This is a genomic window from Malikia sp. (genome assembly GCF_028687635.1).
Classification (GTDB): Bacteria; Pseudomonadota; Gammaproteobacteria; order Burkholderiales; family Burkholderiaceae_C; genus Malikia.
On sequence record NZ_JAQTZS010000012.1, the window covers coordinates 35,477 to 52,586 of the forward strand.

20 protein-coding genes and 1 other RNA gene are annotated in these 17,110 nt (G+C 64.2%); 4 read left to right on the forward strand and 17 right to left on the reverse strand.

Annotation, left to right across the window (positions count from 1 at the left end; translation table 11 throughout):
* Positions 1-3 precede the first annotated feature (3 nt).
* From PHR85_RS09100 to PHR85_RS09110, 3 genes are all read right to left on the reverse strand, one after another.
* Positions 4-1,308 (reverse strand): hypothetical protein, encoded by a 1,305-nt coding sequence (locus PHR85_RS09100; protein WP_300053304.1) that lies wholly within the window; start codon positions 1,306-1,308, stop codon positions 4-6.
* Positions 1,305-1,517 (reverse strand): hypothetical protein, encoded by a 213-nt coding sequence (locus tag PHR85_RS09105; RefSeq protein ID WP_300053307.1) that lies wholly within the window; start codon positions 1,515-1,517, stop codon positions 1,305-1,307. The genes PHR85_RS09100 and PHR85_RS09105 overlap by 4 nt, the downstream gene beginning before the upstream one ends.
* A gap of 108 nt (positions 1,518-1,625) precedes the next feature.
* Positions 1,626-1,883 (reverse strand): hypothetical protein, encoded by a 258-nt coding sequence (locus PHR85_RS09110; RefSeq protein WP_300053310.1) that lies wholly within the window; start codon positions 1,881-1,883, stop codon positions 1,626-1,628.
* A gap of 313 nt (positions 1,884-2,196) precedes the next feature.
* On the opposite strand from PHR85_RS09110, the gene PHR85_RS09115 reads away from it, so the two are divergent.
* The 3 genes from PHR85_RS09115 to PHR85_RS09125 all read left to right on the forward strand — a co-directional run bounded on the left by PHR85_RS09115 (position 2,197) and on the right by PHR85_RS09125 (position 3,168).
* Positions 2,197-2,499 (forward strand): DNA-binding protein, encoded by a 303-nt coding sequence (locus tag PHR85_RS09115; RefSeq protein WP_300053312.1) that lies wholly within the window; start codon positions 2,197-2,199, stop codon positions 2,497-2,499.
* A gap of 1 nt (position 2,500) precedes the next feature.
* Entirely contained in the window at positions 2,501-2,821 is a 321-nt protein-coding gene (locus PHR85_RS09120) for a helix-turn-helix domain-containing protein (protein ID WP_300053314.1), read from the forward strand.
* Positions 2,822-2,904: 83 nt separating this feature from the next.
* Complete coding sequence (locus PHR85_RS09125) at positions 2,905-3,168, forward strand: addiction module antidote protein (protein ID WP_300053316.1); 264 nt, start codon at positions 2,905-2,907, stop codon at positions 3,166-3,168.
* 104 nt (positions 3,169-3,272) lie between these two features.
* On the opposite strand, the gene PHR85_RS09130 is transcribed toward PHR85_RS09125, so the two are convergent.
* The 14 genes from PHR85_RS09130 to ompA form a co-directional block, all read right to left on the reverse strand.
* Entirely contained in the window at positions 3,273-3,569 is a 297-nt protein-coding gene (locus PHR85_RS09130; RefSeq protein ID WP_300053318.1) for a helix-turn-helix domain-containing protein, read from the reverse strand.
* Positions 3,566-4,201 (reverse strand): Rha family transcriptional regulator, encoded by a 636-nt coding sequence (locus PHR85_RS09135; RefSeq protein ID WP_300053321.1) that lies wholly within the window; start codon positions 4,199-4,201, stop codon positions 3,566-3,568. The genes PHR85_RS09130 and PHR85_RS09135 overlap by 4 nt, the downstream gene beginning before the upstream one ends.
* Positions 4,202-4,290: 89 nt before the next feature.
* On the reverse strand, positions 4,291-4,725 hold the full coding sequence (locus PHR85_RS09140; RefSeq protein ID WP_300053323.1) for a hypothetical protein: 435 nt from the start codon (positions 4,723-4,725) through the stop codon (positions 4,291-4,293).
* Positions 4,722-5,048: a hypothetical protein gene (locus PHR85_RS09145; protein WP_300053326.1), complete on the reverse strand. Its 327-nt coding sequence runs from the start codon at positions 5,046-5,048 to the stop codon at positions 4,722-4,724. Before PHR85_RS09145 ends, PHR85_RS09140 begins: the two co-directional genes overlap by 4 nt.
* A 127-nt stretch (positions 5,049-5,175) precedes the next feature.
* On the reverse strand, positions 5,176-5,652 hold the full coding sequence (locus tag PHR85_RS09150) for a hypothetical protein (RefSeq protein WP_300053329.1): 477 nt from the start codon (positions 5,650-5,652) through the stop codon (positions 5,176-5,178).
* 222 nt (positions 5,653-5,874) lie between these two features.
* On the reverse strand, positions 5,875-6,216 hold the full coding sequence (locus PHR85_RS09155) for a hypothetical protein (protein WP_300053332.1): 342 nt from the start codon (positions 6,214-6,216) through the stop codon (positions 5,875-5,877).
* Positions 6,217-6,637: 421 nt separating this feature from the next.
* Entirely contained in the window at positions 6,638-6,793 is a 156-nt protein-coding gene (locus tag PHR85_RS09160) for a hypothetical protein (protein WP_300053335.1), read from the reverse strand.
* A gap of 928 nt (positions 6,794-7,721) precedes the next feature.
* Complete coding sequence (locus PHR85_RS09165) at positions 7,722-8,093, reverse strand: DUF2335 domain-containing protein (protein ID WP_300053338.1); 372 nt, start codon at positions 8,091-8,093, stop codon at positions 7,722-7,724.
* Positions 8,094-8,784: 691 nt separating this feature from the next.
* Positions 8,785-10,023, reverse strand: a complete 1,239-nt coding sequence (locus PHR85_RS09170; protein WP_300053341.1) for a site-specific integrase — start codon at positions 10,021-10,023, stop codon at positions 8,785-8,787.
* Positions 10,024-10,257: 234 nt separating this feature from the next.
* Positions 10,258-10,634: a transfer-messenger RNA gene (ssrA, locus tag PHR85_RS09175) on the reverse strand.
* Positions 10,635-10,647: 13 nt separating this feature from the next.
* On the reverse strand, positions 10,648-11,319 hold the full coding sequence (locus PHR85_RS09180; RefSeq protein WP_300053344.1) for an HAD family hydrolase: 672 nt from the start codon (positions 11,317-11,319) through the stop codon (positions 10,648-10,650).
* Complete coding sequence (ubiG, locus tag PHR85_RS09185) at positions 11,316-12,026, reverse strand: bifunctional 2-polyprenyl-6-hydroxyphenol methylase/3-demethylubiquinol 3-O-methyltransferase UbiG (protein WP_300053347.1); 711 nt, start codon at positions 12,024-12,026, stop codon at positions 11,316-11,318. The genes PHR85_RS09180 and ubiG overlap by 4 nt, the downstream gene beginning before the upstream one ends.
* Before the next feature lie 89 nt (positions 12,027-12,115).
* The gene (locus PHR85_RS09190) at positions 12,116-13,408 is read right to left on the reverse strand and encodes a transglutaminase domain-containing protein (RefSeq protein ID WP_300053349.1); all 1,293 of its coding nucleotides are present in this window, start codon (positions 13,406-13,408) and stop codon (positions 12,116-12,118) included.
* Between the two features lie 94 nt (positions 13,409-13,502).
* Positions 13,503-14,132: an outer membrane protein OmpA gene (gene ompA, locus PHR85_RS09195; RefSeq protein ID WP_300053352.1), complete on the reverse strand. Its 630-nt coding sequence runs from the start codon at positions 14,130-14,132 to the stop codon at positions 13,503-13,505.
* 294 nt (positions 14,133-14,426) lie between these two features.
* Here ompA and gyrA point away from each other — a divergent pair, with 294 nt between their 5' ends.
* On the forward strand, positions 14,427-17,093 hold the full coding sequence (gene gyrA / locus PHR85_RS09200; RefSeq protein ID WP_300053354.1) for a DNA gyrase subunit A: 2,667 nt from the start codon (positions 14,427-14,429) through the stop codon (positions 17,091-17,093).
* Positions 17,094-17,110 lie beyond the last annotated feature (17 nt).

Genomic DNA, 17,110 nt, shown 5'->3' on the forward strand with positions numbered 1-17,110 from the left:
GGTTCAGGCGGCGGCGGTTTGGGTGGCGGCGCGCTGCGCCTTGAGGTTGGCCAGCGACAGGCCCAGCGCGCTGGCGGCGCTGGTGATGGTGGCGTGGCTGACAGGTTGACCAGCAGTGAATCGCTCCACGGCGGTGCTGGCCCAGCCGGTGCCGGTAGAGGCGCCGACGCTGACCGGCGCGCGGTGTCGAGGCGCCACGGCCGCGCCGATTGGACGGGCTGACGGACTGGCGACGAGGGACACGGCGGAAGGGGCCAGCGCACGGGCAATCTGGGCCTGGGCACGCTTGCCGGCTTCGGTCAGCTCGACCGGGCCGGTCGGGGTGGCGGTCGGCTCGGGGCGGTAGTAGCGGGCCAGGAAGAAGCTGCGGCTGGGCTTGGCCAGGATGTGTTGGGCGGCGGCATGCGGCGTGATGCCCGCCAGTCGGGCCTGTTGCACCAGGTCGGCCAGGTGGATCGGCTCGCGCTTGCCGTTGGCGGCGCGTTGGACGTTGACGGCGGCCAGGGTGGCGGCATCGACCAGCGGGTCAGCGGCGCGCAGCTCGCCCAACTGCCAGCCGGCCACGGTGTTCGGCGTCACGCCCACGGCGGCGGCGCTGTCGGCCAGCAACTCGCGGTCGTGCGGGGTCAGCGGGGCCATGCCGAAGTCGGCGCGGGCGGCATCGAGGGCGGCCAGGGTGGCGGCGTCGAGGACCGGGCCGGCCAGCTCGATCAGCTCGGTGGGCTCGGTGATGACGGGTGCCGGCTGTTCGGTCTTCGGGTCTTCAAAAATGGGGAGGGGAGGGAAAGCGGCTTCAACCTGGACGGCTGCCGGCGCGCTCGCCTCAGACTCCCCCTCAGAGTAAAACCCAGAATACACCCCAGAACAGCGGACATCCATGTCAGGGGTTGCCGTCATGGGTGTCAGGGGTGGCTGCTCGAAATGTCTGGTATCCGTGTCGCCGGTGTCAGGGGTGCCGCCCGAGTTATCCACAGCCGGGCCGTGGCGGGTATCGGCTTGGGCCAGGGCCTGGGTGTTGATCGCGTAGACGTAGCACTGGCCAATCTTGCCCACGCGGGACACCAGTCCCAGCCCCATCAGGGCCTCGACGTGGCGGCTGGCCTGCCGTTCGCCGAAGCCACTGCGCCGGCCGATGGTCTTGAACGAAATCGCGCTGCGCCCGGTGTGGGTGTTGCGACAGCGCGCGATGGCGATCAAGGCCAGTTTCTGGCCGCTGGGCAGGTGGATGTCGCAGGCGTTGATCAGCGAGACCAGGCCGGGGTGCTTCAGGCCGGCTTCTGGTGCGGGTGCGGTGGCGGTCGTGCTCATGCTGCACCGCCTTCCTGGTCGGCTGCTTCGGCGTGTGCCAGCAGTGCGGCGGCCAGCTCGCGGGCGCAGTCGGGGGTGATCTCCAATCGCTGACCCGGATGCTCCATAGATGCAGTCCACATGCTGACCAGCCCAGCCTTGTTGCTCAGGACCGCCATACCGTAGGGCTGGACGCGGGCGATCAGGTTGATGCAGTGGTTCGCGCTCATGCGGCACCGCCTTCCTGCGCGATCAGGCGCGCATGGGCGGTGGTGGCGTTGGACCATGCAGCGGCTTCAGCCGGTGCCGTACCGGCTGTGTTCAGGGGGAGGCTCATTTCAGGCCCCCTTGCTGGTGGTGTCGGCGTCGAGCGCGTTGCAGGCGCGCTTGAGCATGGTGGCCGCTCGGATCGCGCGACCCGTGGCTATCTGAAGATCCAAGGCCGTGCAGAGGTGGCCGCTCAGGGCTTGCAGGGCGTTTTCCAGCGACAGCCGGGCGGCTTGGACGTGCGGTTGCACGCTGGGGGGCGTGGTGTTCGCGGGGGACGGGGACGGTGCGGGCGCGGCAGTGCGCGCCAGGGTCAGGGTTCTGGTCATGAGGATCGGCTCCTTTCTGAGACTCGAAAGCCACCAGACGCGCCATCACGCACGAATGGTGAACGAGATGTTGATGACACGGAGAAAGCCGTGCGGCCAGCCTCGCGGTTTGGCCCATCTCGCCCACCATAACCTTGACGGCTCGGATCAAACCGCGCCAGAAAATTCGGGACGAAACAAAACCCCGCTTTACGGTGGGGGCTGCGACCACTTTCTCTAAGATGTCATCACACATCGGGCCTTTCGGCTTGGGAGAACTGTAGCACAGCCGAAGGTGACTCACAAGATACGGGAATCCCGTACAATGGGAGGTATGCAAACCGTCGTAGAGCATCCCACCTTCCAGCGCCAGGCCGCCAGCATCTGGACCGAGGCCGAGCGTCACGCCTTCATCGACTGGATCGCCGCCAACCCCTTGGCGGGTGACGTGATTCCGGGTGCAGAAGGCGCGCGCAAGGTGCGCTGGACCGTGCAGGGGCGCGGCAAAAGCGGTGGCGCGCGGGTGATCTACTTCAACTACACCGATGAGGGCGTGCTGGAGTTGTTCGCCATCTACGCCAAGTCCGAGCGGGAAAACATGCCCGCCAGTGAAATCAAACGCAACCGGAGAGCCTGACATGAAAAGGAATTTCGACATCGAGAAAGTGGCGCGCGCCATCGAGGCCGACATGGGCGAAGCGTTGCCCGACATTCGCACCGCGCTGGCAGAGGTCAAGACCGGGGCGTCGGGCCGCGTGACCACGCCCGAACAGATCCTGTTGCGCCAGGCGCGCAGCAAGACCGGACTGACCCAGGCCGAATTCGCCAAGCGCATCGCCACGCCCATCGCCACCTTGCGCGATTGGGAGCAAGGGCGCTTTGCGCCGCCTGGAGCGGTGACCTGCCTGCTCAAGCTTCTCAGCCTCCATCCAGAGCTGTCAAGCGAGTTGGCGGCGTGATGCGCATCAGGCCCAGCCTCAAGACCTTGGATCGCGTCGCGCGCGTGCTGGGCAAGCGGCTGGTGCTCACCATGGAGTGAAGCATGAGCGAGAACCCTTCCGTGCAGGACCGCGCCGACTACCTCAGTCGGGCGCTTGAGGACAGCGACCCGAACGAGTTTGTTCGCGCGCTTGGGCGTGTTGCCAAGGCGCAGGGCATGGCCGAAGTCGCCAAGGCCAGCGGCCTGACGCGCGAGCGCCTGGAAAAGGCACTCTCGGGCGAGGGCAGTCCAAGATTCGGGACCATCCTCCGTGTCTGCAAGGCGCTGGGCGTCAAGCTGGTGGTGAAGCCGGTGGCGCACGCCTGAAACCTGGGCGGTCTTGGGCTGGCGCTGGGCACGCTGGCCCATGTCGATCACGCCGCGCGCGCTGGTGGGGCCGCTGGTGGCCTGGTTGGGGATCGTGGGCGCGCTCATGCTGCGGCCCTCCCTTGGTCGGCTGCCGTGCTGATCCGTGCCAGCCGCGCGCGGCCTTGCTCGGTCAGTCGATAGCGGCCCGTTCGGCATGGCCTGCCGTCGCGGTCGGTGCCGTCTATCAGCTCCATGTCGATGGAGTCCTGTCCCAGCTTGCGGCGCAGCTTCCAAATCACGTCAGGGCTGTTCGAGCTGCCGGCGATCCGGTCCAACGGCTCACGGTCAACCCAATGGCCAGGTCGCAGCGCATCAAGTACGCGGGCCTGCCTGGGGCTCAGTCTCGGGGTTGCGCTCATGCTGCCGTCCTCCCGATCATCGTGGCCTGGGTCAGCGCCAGCAGTGCGGCCTTGGTCAGCGCCAGCAGTGCGGCCTTGGTCTGCCGAAAGCCGGTGCGGTGATTGGGCGCCTGCTGCATGGCCTTCGCCGCTACGGCCTGGGCGACGGCCAGCATGGACTGAACCGGAACCGTGGCGCTCGCGCGCTGCCCGGCCTCGATGCCCGCCGTCTGGTTGACCAGCTTGTTCACGTTCATGTGAACGAACCGCTCGTTCGGTGATCCAGCCGTCAGGGCGTGAATCTGGTCATGCAGCGCGTGATAGGTGGGCAGGTACTCGACACCTCGCATCTGTGCCGCGCGCCGGGCCTCGCCAAAGGCTTGGATCATCTTCAGATTGAGGTCTACGACTGTCGGCGTGTTCCTGCTCAGGGTCAGCACGAAAAACGCCTGATCCTCGTTCAGCAGGGCGAACCGCTCGCGCTGCCCGGTGCTGCTGCCCGTCGAAGCTCCTGTTTGAAACAGGACCTTTCCCAGCGCCAGCAGCTTGACCTCGTACCGCTTGACCAGCTCGAACAGGTCTTGATGACGCTTCTTCTTGAGGTGCAGCGCCAGCAGGCGAGAATCAATCCGGGCTTCGTCCTTGCGGATCACCAGCGCCAGCTTGCCGCCGTCTGGCTGGTCTAGAATGGCGCTGCTTGTGACGCTCGTCGTGATTTCGGTTGCGGCGGGCTTTTTTTTCATCATTCAGCCTCCAGCTCGTTGGCGACGTTGAGCAGGTCAGCCGCCAAGTGGCGAAGACCGTTGGGGCCGATAGGAATCTCGACGTAGGCCGGGTTGTCGCCAGTGACCCATGCCATCAGGCGGTTCGACTTCTTGCAGAAGAAGACCTGCTCGCCATCAGGATGCGCGTACAACTCGACCAGCGCCTTGTCGCGCTCGGCCGCACCGATATTGGCCTCGACCGAGTGGCCGGCAGCCAGGACCGGCGCCAGTTCCTCGACGAAGCCATGAATCACCGAGTCGAGGCGCGGCAGCTCTACCAGGTCGAACATCGCTTCCTTGAACCACGCGCAGCGGGCTTCCGGGCAGTCGTCGTTACTGAAGGCGTCGATCACGTCGCAGGCGAGAGACTGGCCTTTTTCGCGGGCCAACAGGCCATTGGATTTCACGGTCATGCTGCCACCCCGCGCAGTTCTCGCACGTTGCCGGATTGGGGCTTGGCTGGCGCTGGATCAGCCGCCATGCCGCCCATCAGGCGCTCGAACTTGATTGCGCGCTGCCCTTGCAGGTACTCGACCAGGGCGCGGATTTCGTCGTCGGTCTTGCCTGCAATGCGTGCCGCGTTGATGGCCTCGATTTCGTCAGCAGGAAATCCGACAGCCCGTGCCCCGATGAGGACGGGACGGGTCATCAGCCCCGCCTTGATCGCGTTGTCTATGCTCGTATTCGAGCGGTAGCCGAGTTCGGCTCTTGCTTCCAGCTTTCGCAGTATCGCCATTGGTTACCCCTTTGTGTCTCCCTGTGCGATTGCTCAGGGATTGGGGCGAATGCTGACGCAGAAAAGCCGGGATTCTTACGGCTGGCAGGCTAGCCGTTACGTGTAGCAGGCTAGCCGTTACGGCTGGCTAGCTAGCCGTAGTGCGCTGCTTGTTCAGCTTGCGCAGGTGCTCGTAAATCAGGCGAACGTAGTTTTTGGGTGCGCCGGCCAGATGCTCGGGGATTTTTGCCGCCAGTTTCCGGGCAATGTCCATGTCCGCCCCCTTCATGGTCTTGGCTTCCTGCTCGGCCCATGTCTTGATCGCACGGGTATCGCTGTTTTTGCTGGACCCTCCCAGCCTTCCAGCCTTCGCCATCATGTTTTTATGATCTTTTTCTTCAATGTACCTACCATAGATAACCAATTCACTTAGCCTTTGATTTAATTCCAATCTATCATCCGAATCTTTTTCGGTATATTTATCAAGAATTTCATAAATAACCGCAATGGCTGCATTGGATACCTTGTCATAGGTCATTCCTACAGCCTTGTCGCCAACTCTATTAACCATGTCGTTGATGGTTTTTTGGCACATATTGCGATAACGGATACTTGAACGATTCATTTGCGACCCCTGTTGCGCACCCCAAACGAAAAACACGCCGCCCGGTCAGGGTGTCCGGGTGTTCGCCAGCGGGGATCAGCCGCAGGCTAGGCGTGTTGGGTCGATTGTGGCATAGGTCGGCAGCTCGACCAGCAACAGCGCCAGCAAGGCCCATAGCAGGCGCTCAGGCGCTCGCATCATGCGAGTGGGTGCCCTGGGTTGCGTTCGGCCTGCTGCTGCGATCTAGCGGGCTTGCTGCCGTTGTCCGTGGTCTGTCTCGGGTATCCGCCGCATCGCATCCTCAATCAGCATGTAAGCCTTGCGCTTGCTGCAACCGAACTCGGACATCAGCCGGTTTCTGGTGGTGGGGCGGTCGTTGCCGGCGTCCAGGAGCTGCCGGGCGCGTTCGACCTGGTAGGGGCGCGTGAGGTCACGATAGTTGAAGCGGATCACCTTCCCGGCCTGGGCCTTGATCAGCTCCATGATCCGGGCCTTCGTGCGCTCGCATCCCTCGATCCGGTGGAACTCCATCATGAACCACTCGAAATCTGTCGTCTCGTCGCGCTTGCCTGCCGTCAGTGCCATGCAGGCAATGGTTCGGCGGGGGCGCGCAAGTGGCAGGCGAAATCATGCACGGATGGAGCCGGGCCGCTGCCGTGGCGAGCGTCAGCAGGATCAGGTGGGCGTGAGGGCCGCTGACGCCTGTTCTTGTCCTGCAAAAGCAGGCGTATCAGGCGCTTGAACCCTACCCAAAACCTCCCCATTCCAGCAGCTCGACCAGCACGGAAACCGTCTGGGTTTCTTGTGGGTTTCAGACCATTTGCAGCGGCTCGCCAGGGTGCGGACTTTGCGGAGAAACCAGTCTCGGACTTTCGGGCAAACCCTCGTACCTTTCGGACTTACTCGGGCTGGCCTGGGTGCGGGCTTTGCGGGGAAACCCGCCGTCGGAAACGACGGAAACCCGCCGCCTGGGTGTTGCGAAAGGTGTTTCCTTTGTTTAGAAACTTTAGAAACCCCAGTGCGCGCAGTAGCTCGACGGGCTGAAAAGTGAGCCGGTTGGATGACCATCGCGCTGCGGGAGTTCGGCCAGCGGCTCGACGGCCTGCACGGTCAGGTGGTCGTCGCCGGCCAGCCCTTCAGGATCTTGGATCTGGATGGGCATCGGGCCGATGGGGCAGCATTCGGCTGGTGATCAGATCCTTCGACCGGAAAATCCTCCGGGTCGATGCGGCGAAATTTACCGCTTCGATGCGGCGCGCGCGCGGTAGATGTGAGCAAACCTGCTCACATTGCAGCTCGACCAGGGCGTCGTCGTCGGCGTGAGGGCCGCTGACGGTGATCTGGCGGTCGCTGACCATCGCCAGCCCTTGCCCTCCCGCGTTCCAAACGCCGAAGGGTCGGATTTGAAATCCAGCCCTTGCCGCCGAAGGATCGCGTTTGAAACGCGACCCCTTGCCTACCTCGACCATGCCGCCAGGGGTGCGGATAGCGTCCGTACCCCTGGGCCATGCCACCAGCTCGACCCGCCCTTTTTGTAGTTGTCAGGTCAACTTTTGGTCAACTTTCGCGGCCGGCCCCTTTTTGTCGCCGCGCCTGTAACTTTCGGCTGTAAGTTTTTGTGCTGCGACCCGTTGCAGCCGGTCGGCGCTGATCTGGTGCATCTGGGTGTCGGTCCTGCTGCGGCGGTCTGGTGGGCTTGCTGCCGTGGTGCCAGGGCTCCCACTGGTGGGAGGGGTGACGTAGGCGGGAGGGGTCGGCAGCGCTATCGCGGGCGCTCAACCCTTGACTGAACCTTGGCAGGACAGCCAGCTCGACCATCACGCCGCATGGGTTGCACCAGCCGGCAGCGGATCACCGCCCATGCCTTGACCTGGTGGCCTTGCCGGGCGCCAGTCGCGCAGGATCAGCGCCGTCGTGCCGGCCGCGTCAGCCAGGAATGGCCGGCATCGATGCGGCGCGCACCAGATGGCGAACGACGAAAGCGCAGCTCGGGAACTACGTGCACCGCGCACGGGTTTGCCGTGTACGGCTGGGCCAGATACGGTGGGGTCGGCGTTTCACCGACCCCTTGCAGCAGTCTCCAGCCTAGGTTACTTCCCGTTGGACTTGCTGCGAACAATGGCCTGAATGATGGCAACGACAGGCAGGCTCACCAGCGCCACGCTAACGGCAGGATGCGCGCCAAGGTAGACACTCAGTACGCATCCGGCCAGCGCCAAAATCGAGACAGCCCCGTCGATCCAGTGCCCACGACGGGTGTCCCGAATGGTCGCATTCAAGATGGCGGATTCTTGATCTATGCGGTGCTGCTGCTCCCGCTCGACCATCGCCATGATGCGTTCAGCCCCGTTAGGGATGATTGAATCAAACTGCGCCAGCGCACCCGGTGGCGGTAACGGGCCGGCCCACTGTTGAGACACAAGCCCTTGCTGGGCTCCTGCCTCCTGCTGTTGCTTGGGCATCCTGCTACGCGCCAGCCTTGGTTTTGCGGGACGCTTGGGGTGCTCGCTCGGCATCAATCACAGCCCGGAAGGTTCCGCCAAGTCGCAGCACGTCGCCGCGAAGACGGCTCAGGTCGTCGCCTTTCGGCCTGGGGTACTCGGCAGGGGCTCCAATGGTCGCAGGCGCAGCAAGGCCAGCCAGTATCCCGGCAATGATTGCCTTGCCTCTTGCAAGGTGGTTTTTCGTCAATGTCGCGCCCATGCGCTGACTCTAGCACATGGCGCATATTGACCCAAGGAGCGCCAAGGAGCGCCATTCCAACCCCTTGCAGCAGTCGCCCCAGCTCGCAGCGGATCGCCGCCCATGCCTTGATCTGGTGGCCTTGCCGGGCGCCAGTCGCGCAGGGTCAGCGCCGCCGTGCCAGGAACAGCAGCGCCAGCCCATCGCCGCCACAGCTCACGCCATGTTGGAACGGGTGGAACATCGCCAGCAAAACAGGGGCAGCGCCTGCCTTGTAACCTGTGTGACCTGTTCCGAATCCCATCAGGTCACAAGTTTTCCGCGCCGCTCTCCTATGAGAATGTATGTTTGTGACCTTGTGACTTGTGTGACTCATATAAATAGAACCTCGCATGAGAAGATTCAGGCGTCCGCCCACAAAAAACCCGGCTCACTGGCCGGGCTGGTGGTGGGCTTGCTGCTGGCGCTGGATCACGCGGCCCGCAGTTGGATCACGTCCGCCCCGGTGCGCAGCTTGTCCAGGTAGTCCGCCCACTCTTGCATCATGGCGGTGCGCTGCTTCAGGTAGGTGGTGCGGTTATAGGCTCGCCCGTTGGCGTCCTTCACGGCGTGGGCTAGTTGGGCCTCGATGACCAGCGGATCACATTCCAGGCGCTCGGCAAGCATGGTGCGCGCCGTTGCCCGGAACCCGTGCCACGTCTGAATCTCTGGCGTGTAGCCCAGCGCGATCAAGGCGGACCGAACGGAGTTCTCGGACATGGGCTTGCTTCGCTGGCGCTCGCCTGGGAACACCAGCCCCGTAACCTCGGTGAAGGGCTTGAGTTCGCGCAGCAGCTCCACAGCCTGCCTGGGCAGCGGGACTAGGTGCGGGTCGCCGTTTTCCTTGCCGTCCTTGCTTCGCTTCATCCTTGCGGCCGGAATTGTCCACAGTGCCGCCTCCAAGTCGATTTCATCCCATGCCGCGCCGCGCAGCTCGCCCGGACGCTGAAACAGCATGGGCGCCAGTTGCAGCGCCGCCCGGACTATCACCCCGCCCTTGTAGACCTGAATCCCGCGCAGCAGCTCCCCGAACTTCACGGGATCGGTGATGGCTGCGAAGTGCCGCCCACGGTACGGGGAAAGTGCCCCCTTCAGGTCTGGTGTGATATCGCGCTCTACCCTGCCCGTCGCCACGGCGTAGCGCCAAACCTGCCGGGCCAGCATCAGGCCACGGTCGGCAGTCTCGACGGCCCCGCGTTCCTCGACCTTGCGCAGCGTCGCCAGCAGCTCGACCGGCTTGATATCGGCCATGCGTCGGTCCCCCAGCCAGGGGAACAGGTCGCGCTCGAACTGGCGCAAGGATCGGTCGGCGTGTGCCTCGCTCCAATGCGGGGACTGCTTCCCGTACCACTCCAGCGCAACAACCTTGAGTGAGTCGCCCGCAGGATTGACCGCCGTCAGCTTCTCGACCTTGCGCGCCTGAATCGGGTCTATCCCCCCGGCCTTCTTCAGCTTCGCATCGTCTCGCTTCGCCCTTGCGTCTTTCAGGCCCACTGCTGGATAGCTGCCGATGGCGAGCTGCTTTTCCTTGCCGCCCGTGCGGTACTTGAGAAACCAGCGTTTGGACCCTGCCGGGCTAACCTGAAGGTACAGCCCGCCCGAGTCGCTGAATCTGGCCTGTTTCTTGTCAGGCGGGCAGGTGGCGTTACGGCAGGCGGCATCGGTCAACATGGGGGTACGGCTTTCAGGGGTGGGGGTACAGCGCAACGGGTGCGCTCTCATAGGGGAACGGGGGTACAAAACCCGCCAAATCCCCCCGGTGGGCTAGTTGTACCCCCGGTTGTACCCCCGCTTTCAATTGGCTGTCAATGTGGCTCTATGTGCCTCTTTGGGCGATGCTTGCCCGTGCGCACCAATGAAAAAGGCCCCCAAGTGGTGATCCTTGGGAGCCTTTGTTTTTGAAAGTGGTGGAGCTGGGGGGATTTGAACCCCCGTCCGCAAGCCTTCTTCGCGCAGTTCTACATGTATAGTCGTCTGATTTGAGTCTCGCCAGATGCATCGCGCAGCGACACGCTATGCACCCAGCCAGCAACCTTAGTTCTCGTCACCCGGCAAGTTGCCCGCTTGATGACCAGCCCATGAAATTTTCCTTGCAGCCGGGACAGTCTTACGACTGCCCTTGCCCAGCCCATCGGCCGACTGTTGCAAGGCTCACCGGATTAAGCGGCGAGTGCGAAACGTTCGTCGTTTGCAGTTAGTTTTTTTCTGCGGTTTTACGAGGTGACAGAACCTCGACATGCCCTGCTGCGTGTCCGAACCCACGTCGAAACCAATGCAGCCCCTGAACCTGTTAGTTTACGCCAGATCGAAAAAGTTCAAGAGCTCAAGCGGATTATTTATCACGGCATCGGCGCCCCAGGCCGCCACATCACCGGCGGCACCCAGGTAGCCGTAGGTGGCGGCGACCGTGGGCATGCCGGCGGCACGTCCCGCGACGATGTCGCGCTCGTCGTCGCCGACATAGAGGCAGGCCTCGGGCGGCAGGCCCAGGCGACGCGCGGCTTCGAGCAAGGGCTCCGGATGCGGCTTGGCATGCGGTGTGGTGTCGCCGCCGATCACCGTGGCGGCCAGATCGAACAGCGACATCGTGGCGGTCAGCGGCAAGGCGAAGCGCTCGGACTTGTTGGTCACCACGCCCCAGCGCTTGCCGCCAGTCTGCAGCGCGCCAAGCAGTTCGGCGATGCCGTCGAAGGCTCGGGTGCGCTCGGTCAGGCAGGCTTCGTAGTTGGCGAAGAACTCCTGGCGCAGCGCCTCGAACTCGGGATGCTCCGGGCCGTAGCCGAAGGCGACGCCGATCATGCCGCGCGCCCCGGCGCCCGCCATCGGCCGGTACTGCTGGTAGGGCAAGGAGGGCAGACCGCGCCGCAGGCGCAGCAGGTCGGCCGCATGGCCGAGGTCGGGTGCGCTGTCGATCAGGGTGCCGTCGAGGTCGAACAGCACCGCCTGCAGATGGGTGAAGCTGCTCATGCGGGCTTGCGGGTGGCGATCATGTAGTTGACGTTGGTGTCGCCGCTGAGCCAGTAGCGCTTGGTCAGCGGGTTGTACTCCATGCCGCGCGTGCCCTGCAGGTCCAGCCCGGCGGCGCGGCAATAGGACGCCAGCTCGCTGGGCTTGATGAACTTGGCGAACTCATGCGTGCCGCGCGGCAGCAGCTTCAACACATATTCGGCGCCCACAATGGCGAACAGGAAGGACTTCGGGTTGCGGTTGAGCGTCGAGAAGAACACCCAGCCGCCCGGCTTGACCAACTCGGCGCAGGCCTTGACGACCGAGGCCGGGTCCGGCACATGCTCAAGCATCTCCATGCAGGTGACGACGTCGAAGCTGGCCGGGCGCTCGGCCGCCAGCGCCTCGACCGCGATTTCGCGGTAGCTGACATTGGCCAGCTCCGATTCGAGCGCGTGCAGCTGGGCGACCTTGAGCGACCTGGTCGCGAGATCTACGCCCAGCACCTCGGCGCCCTGGCGCGCCATGGCCTCGGCCAGGATGCCGCCGCCACAGCCGACGTCGAGCACCTGGCGGCCGGCCAGCGGCGCCTGCTTGGCGATCCAGTCCAGGCGCAGCGGGTTGATCTGGTGCAGGGGGCGGAATTCGCTCTCGGGGTCCCACCAGTGGTGCGCCAGCTCGGAGAACTTGGCCAGCTCGGCCGGGTCCACGTTCACAGTCTTGTTCATGTCAGGATTATCCATCGGCGCAGTCAGACCAGTCGCAACCGTCGATTCTTTTCAGGCGACAAGCCGCCGAGCTCGCATGCGGCCGGATCTCATGGCCCGACGGCCTGATAGGTCAATATGCCCGCGTAATCCGACTCGCCTTCGTGGATCGCAGCCAGGTCTATGCGTCCGGGCGGCAACGCGACCAAGCCGACGAAATAGCCATCCTGCTCCTTGAGTTCGCTGACGATCTCGTTGCCCTGGAATAGAGTCATCTGGCGTGATCCCTGCGACCTGAGCTTGAACGGCACCGGCTTGCCGGCCTCTAGCCGACCGTCGAGCGGCGAAACGAGCTCGACCTTGTGCGCATAGTAGCCGCCGTAAGTCTGCGGAAAGCCGTTCTGGTACCAACCGGAGGAATCGAAGCGAACCTGGTAGTTGAGAGCCGGCTGCAGTTGCATGTCAGTCGGATTCTCCGCGACGTAGACGGCGACCTTGTACTCGCCGGCCTCTGGCGCTGCGAGCAACAGGCGACTGCCATCGGATGTGCGGACCTGCAATGACCACGGCTGGTCCGGTACCCCGGCAGGACGACTCAAAGCCGCCTGCATCCTCCTGTCGCTGCCGAAGTCGAAGACATAGGGCGCGGCAGCGGCGATGATGCGCTCGTCGGCATGACGCGAGATATCAAGACCCCAGCGCGCGAGGTCCGGGCGCTGGACGACCTTGCCGAGGAAGGAAGAAAACGCCACCGGCTGCGCCAGCAGCTGCCATTGCCTGTCGGCGGGGAAATGCGTCGTGATGAAAACCGTCGGCGGTGCCAGGAAATACGCGGGCGGACCTGCGGGGCGGCGCACGAAGCGGCGCGTTGCGTCATCAACGCCGCCGGCATCCCAAGTGGCATCGAGCAGGTGCCAGCGTCCGTCGAGACGGACAGCATTCCAGGCGTGGTTTTCCTTATCTGGCGACGCAGTCGCCAGCAACTCGCCGAGGCCCTTGGCGTAACCCGTGACCTTCCTGATTTCAAGCCCGGCGACTTTCCCCATCGCCACGACCAGCTCCGCGTAGCCGTCGCAGACGGCCTTGCCGCTCTGGTAGGTCTCGACAGCGCCATGACTGGCCATCAACTGGCCTGCCAGGTAGCTTTCGACGTCGTATTCGATGTAGCGCGAAGTCCAGCGGTGAATCGCGTAGAGCCTCTCACGCTCGTCGTCGAGCCCGGCGATCAGCCGCTTCGTAAGCTGCTCGATCGAATCCTGCTTCGGATAGCCGACTTCGACAACATGGGCATCAATCTGTCGCGCGCGCTCGCCGTGCGTTGTGAGGGGCGCACGAGGTGGCTTGCTGGTGCCGCAAGCCGCAAGCAGCAAGACCGCGACGACGAGGGAAGTGAGGGATTGCATCGCAATCGGTTCGGAACAATATGACTGGCGATTGTTTCCATGGAAGTAAAAAACCGCGCCGAGGCGCGGTCTTTCCGAATCCCGGGATAGGGGATTACTTGGTGCCGACGACTTCGATTTCGACGCGGCGGTTCTTGGCGCGGCCAGCGGCGGTCTTGTTGTTAGCGACCGGCTGCTTCTCGCCCTTGCCTTCGGTGTAGACGCGGTTCTTTTCGATGCCCTTGGACACCAGGTAAGCCTTGACGGCTTCCGAACGCTTGATCGACAGCTTCTGGTTGTAGGCGTCGGAGCCGACCGAGTCGGTGTGACCGACGGCGATGATCACTTCGAGGTTGACGCCCTTGACCTTGGAGACCAGATCGTCGAGCTTGGCCTTGCCTTCGGGCTTCAGGACGGCCTTGTCGAAGTCGAAGAAAGCGTCAGCAGCGAAGGTGACCTTGGAAGCAGCCACCGGAGCGGGAGCAGCCTTGGGGACCGGAGCAGCAGCGACGGGAGCCGGAGCCGGAGCTGCCGGAGCCGGAGCTGCCGGCACGATGGCGCCGTCGCAACCCTGGGCAGCGGTGGCCGGGGTCCAGTTGGAATCGCGCCAGCACAGTTCGTTGGTGCCGTTCTTCCAAACCAGTTCGTTGGTGCCGTTCTTCCAGTTGTCGACGGTCTGAGCGCCGGCAGCAGTTGCCAGGGCAGCGGTAGCGAACAACATGGCCACTTTGTTGAGCTTGATCATGGTTTCCTCGGTTTTGTTGGCGCAGATGCCTGCGAATTGAGTTGCACGCCCCGACAGTTCCTACCGGCAGCGGGTATTTATCATTGTGCCACAAGGAAGGAACTAACCAACCCGGGCACAAACCGCCTCCCAGCCCACCCTGTTCCGCACCCCCATTCTGTTGCGGTGCCGCAACAAGGCTGGATGCTGTCCCTATCCGATGGCTTGTGCCGCCCGGTACGGGCGCGGTCCGGTTCGGCGACTTAAAATACTCAGTTAACCTTTACCAGACGACCCACCGGTCCCGTCGCGCCCATGACCTCTTTCGCCAAGGAAACCCTGCCCATCAGCCTCGAGGAGGAGATGCGGCGCAGCTACCTCGACTACGCGATGAGCGTGATCGTCGGGCGCGCCCTGCCCGATGCTCGGGATGGCTTGAAACCCGTGCACCGTCGCGTGCTGTACGCGATGCACGAGCTCAACAACGACTGGAACCGCCCGTACAAGAAGTCGGCCCGCATCGTCGGTGACGTGATCGGTAAATACCACCCCCACGGCGATTCGGCGGTCTACGACACCATCGTGCGGATGGCGCAGGACTTCAGCCTGCGCCACATGCTGGTCGATGGCCAGGGCAACTTCGGCTCGGTCGACGGCGACAGCGCCGCCGCCATGCGTTACACCGAGATCCGTCTGTCCAAGATCGCGCACGAGACGCTGGCCGACATCGACAAGGAGACGGTCGACTTCGGCCCCAACTACGATGGCTCCGAACAGGAGCCGCTGGTGCTGCCGACCCGCCTGCCCAACCTGCTGGTCAACGGATCGGCCGGCATCGCGGTCGGCATGGCGACCAACATCCCGCCGCACAACCTCAACGAGGTGGTCGACGCCTGCCTGCACCTGCTTCAGCACCCGCAAGCCTCCATCGACGAGCTGATGGAGATCATCCCGGGTCCGGATTTCCCGACCGCCGGCATCATCTACGGCATCAACGGCGTCAAGGACGGCTACCGCACCGGGCGCGGGCGCGTCGTGATGCGCGCCAAGTGCCACTTCGAGGACATCGACCGGGGCCAGCGGCAGGCGATCGTGGTCGACGAGATCCCGTACCAGGTCAACAAGAAGACGCTGCTCGAGCGCATCGCCGAACTGGTGCACGAGAAGAAGATCGAGGGCATCAGCCACATCCAGGACGAGTCCGACAAGGACGGCATGCGGGTGGTGATCGAGCTCAAGCGCGGCGAGGTGCCCGAGGTCGTGCTCAACAACCTGTACAAGCAGACCCAGCTGCAGGACACCTTCGGCATCAACATGGTGGCGCTGATCGACGGTCAGCCCAAGCTGTGCAACCTGAAGGACCTGATCGAGGTCTTCCTGCAGCACCGGCGCGAGGTGGTGACGCGGCGCACCGTGTTCGAGCTGCGCAAGGCGCGCGACCGCGGCCATGTGCTCGAAGGCCTGGCGGTGGCGCTGGCCAACATCGACGAGTTCATCCGCATCATCCGCGAGTCGCCGACGCCGCCGCTGGCCAAGGCCGAGCTGATGACGCGCAGTTGGGACAGCGGCCTGGTGCGCCAGATGCTGACCCGCGCCAAGGCCGATGGCGGCGTGGTCAACGCCGACGACTACCGCCCCGAGGGGCTGGAGCGCGAATTCGGCATGCAGGCCGAGGGCCTGTACCGCCCGAGCGAAACGCAGGCGCAGGAAATCCTGCAGATGCGGCTGCAGCGCCTGACCGGGCTGGAGCAGGACAAGATCGTCGCCGAATACAAGCAGGTGATGGCCGAGATCGACGACCTGCTCGACATCCTGGCGCGACCGGAGCGGGTCTCGACCATCATCGGCGACGAGCTGCGCGTGATCAAGACCGAGTTCGGCCAGACCAGGGCCGGCGCGCGCCGCAGCGAGATCGAGCACAGCGCGCAGGACCTCAGCACCGAGGACCTGATCACGCCGACCGACATGGTGGTGACGCTGTCGCACAGCGGCTACATCAAGAGTCAGCCGCTGTCGGAATACCGGGCCCAGAAGCGCGGCGGTCGCGGCAAGCAGGCCACCGCGACCAAGGAAGACGACTGGGTCGACCAGCTCTTCATCGCCAACACCCATGACTGGCTGCTGTGCTTCAGCAACCGGGGCCGCCTGTACTGGCTCAAGGTCTGGGAAGTGCCGGCGGGTTCGCGCGGCTCGCGCGGGCGCCCGATCGTCAACATGTTCCCGCTGGCCGAAGGCGAGAAGATCAACGTCGTGCTGGCGCTGACCGGCGAGATGCGCAGCTTCCCAGAAGACCGCTATGTCTTCATGTCGACCGCCATGGGTACGGTCAAGAAGACCGCGCTCGACCAGTTCTCCAACCCGCGCAAGGCCGGCATCATCGCGGTCGATCTGGACGAGGGCGACTTCCTGATCGGCGCCGCGCTGACCGATGGCGCGCACGACGTGATGCTGTTCTCGGATGGCGGCAAGGCGGTGCGCTTCGACGAGAACGATGTGCGCCCGATGGGCCGCAACGCGCGCGGCGTGCGCGGCATGGCGCTCGACGAGGGCCAGAGCGTGATCGCGATGCTGGTGGCCGAGGACGAGCAGCAAAGCGTGCTGACCGCGACCCAGAACGGCTACGGCAAGCGCACCCCGATCGCCGAATACACCCGCCACGGCCGTGGCACCAAGGGCATGATCGCGATCCAGCAATCCGAGCGCAACGGCAAGGTGGTGGCGGCGACGCTGGTGCACGCCGACGACGAGATCATGCTGATCACCGACACCGGGGTGCTGGTGCGCACCCGCGTGAGCGAGATCCGCGAGCTTGGACGCGCGACCCAGGGCGTGACGCTGATCGCGCTCGATGAAGGCGCGCAGCTGTCGGGCCTGCAGCGCATCGTCGAGAACGACGCCAGCGCCGACGCAGCCGATGTCACGGATAGCGCCGAGCTGCCCGGTGCGGATGATGCCGCGCCCGGCGAAACCAGCGCCGACTAACAGCAACCGCACCGAAA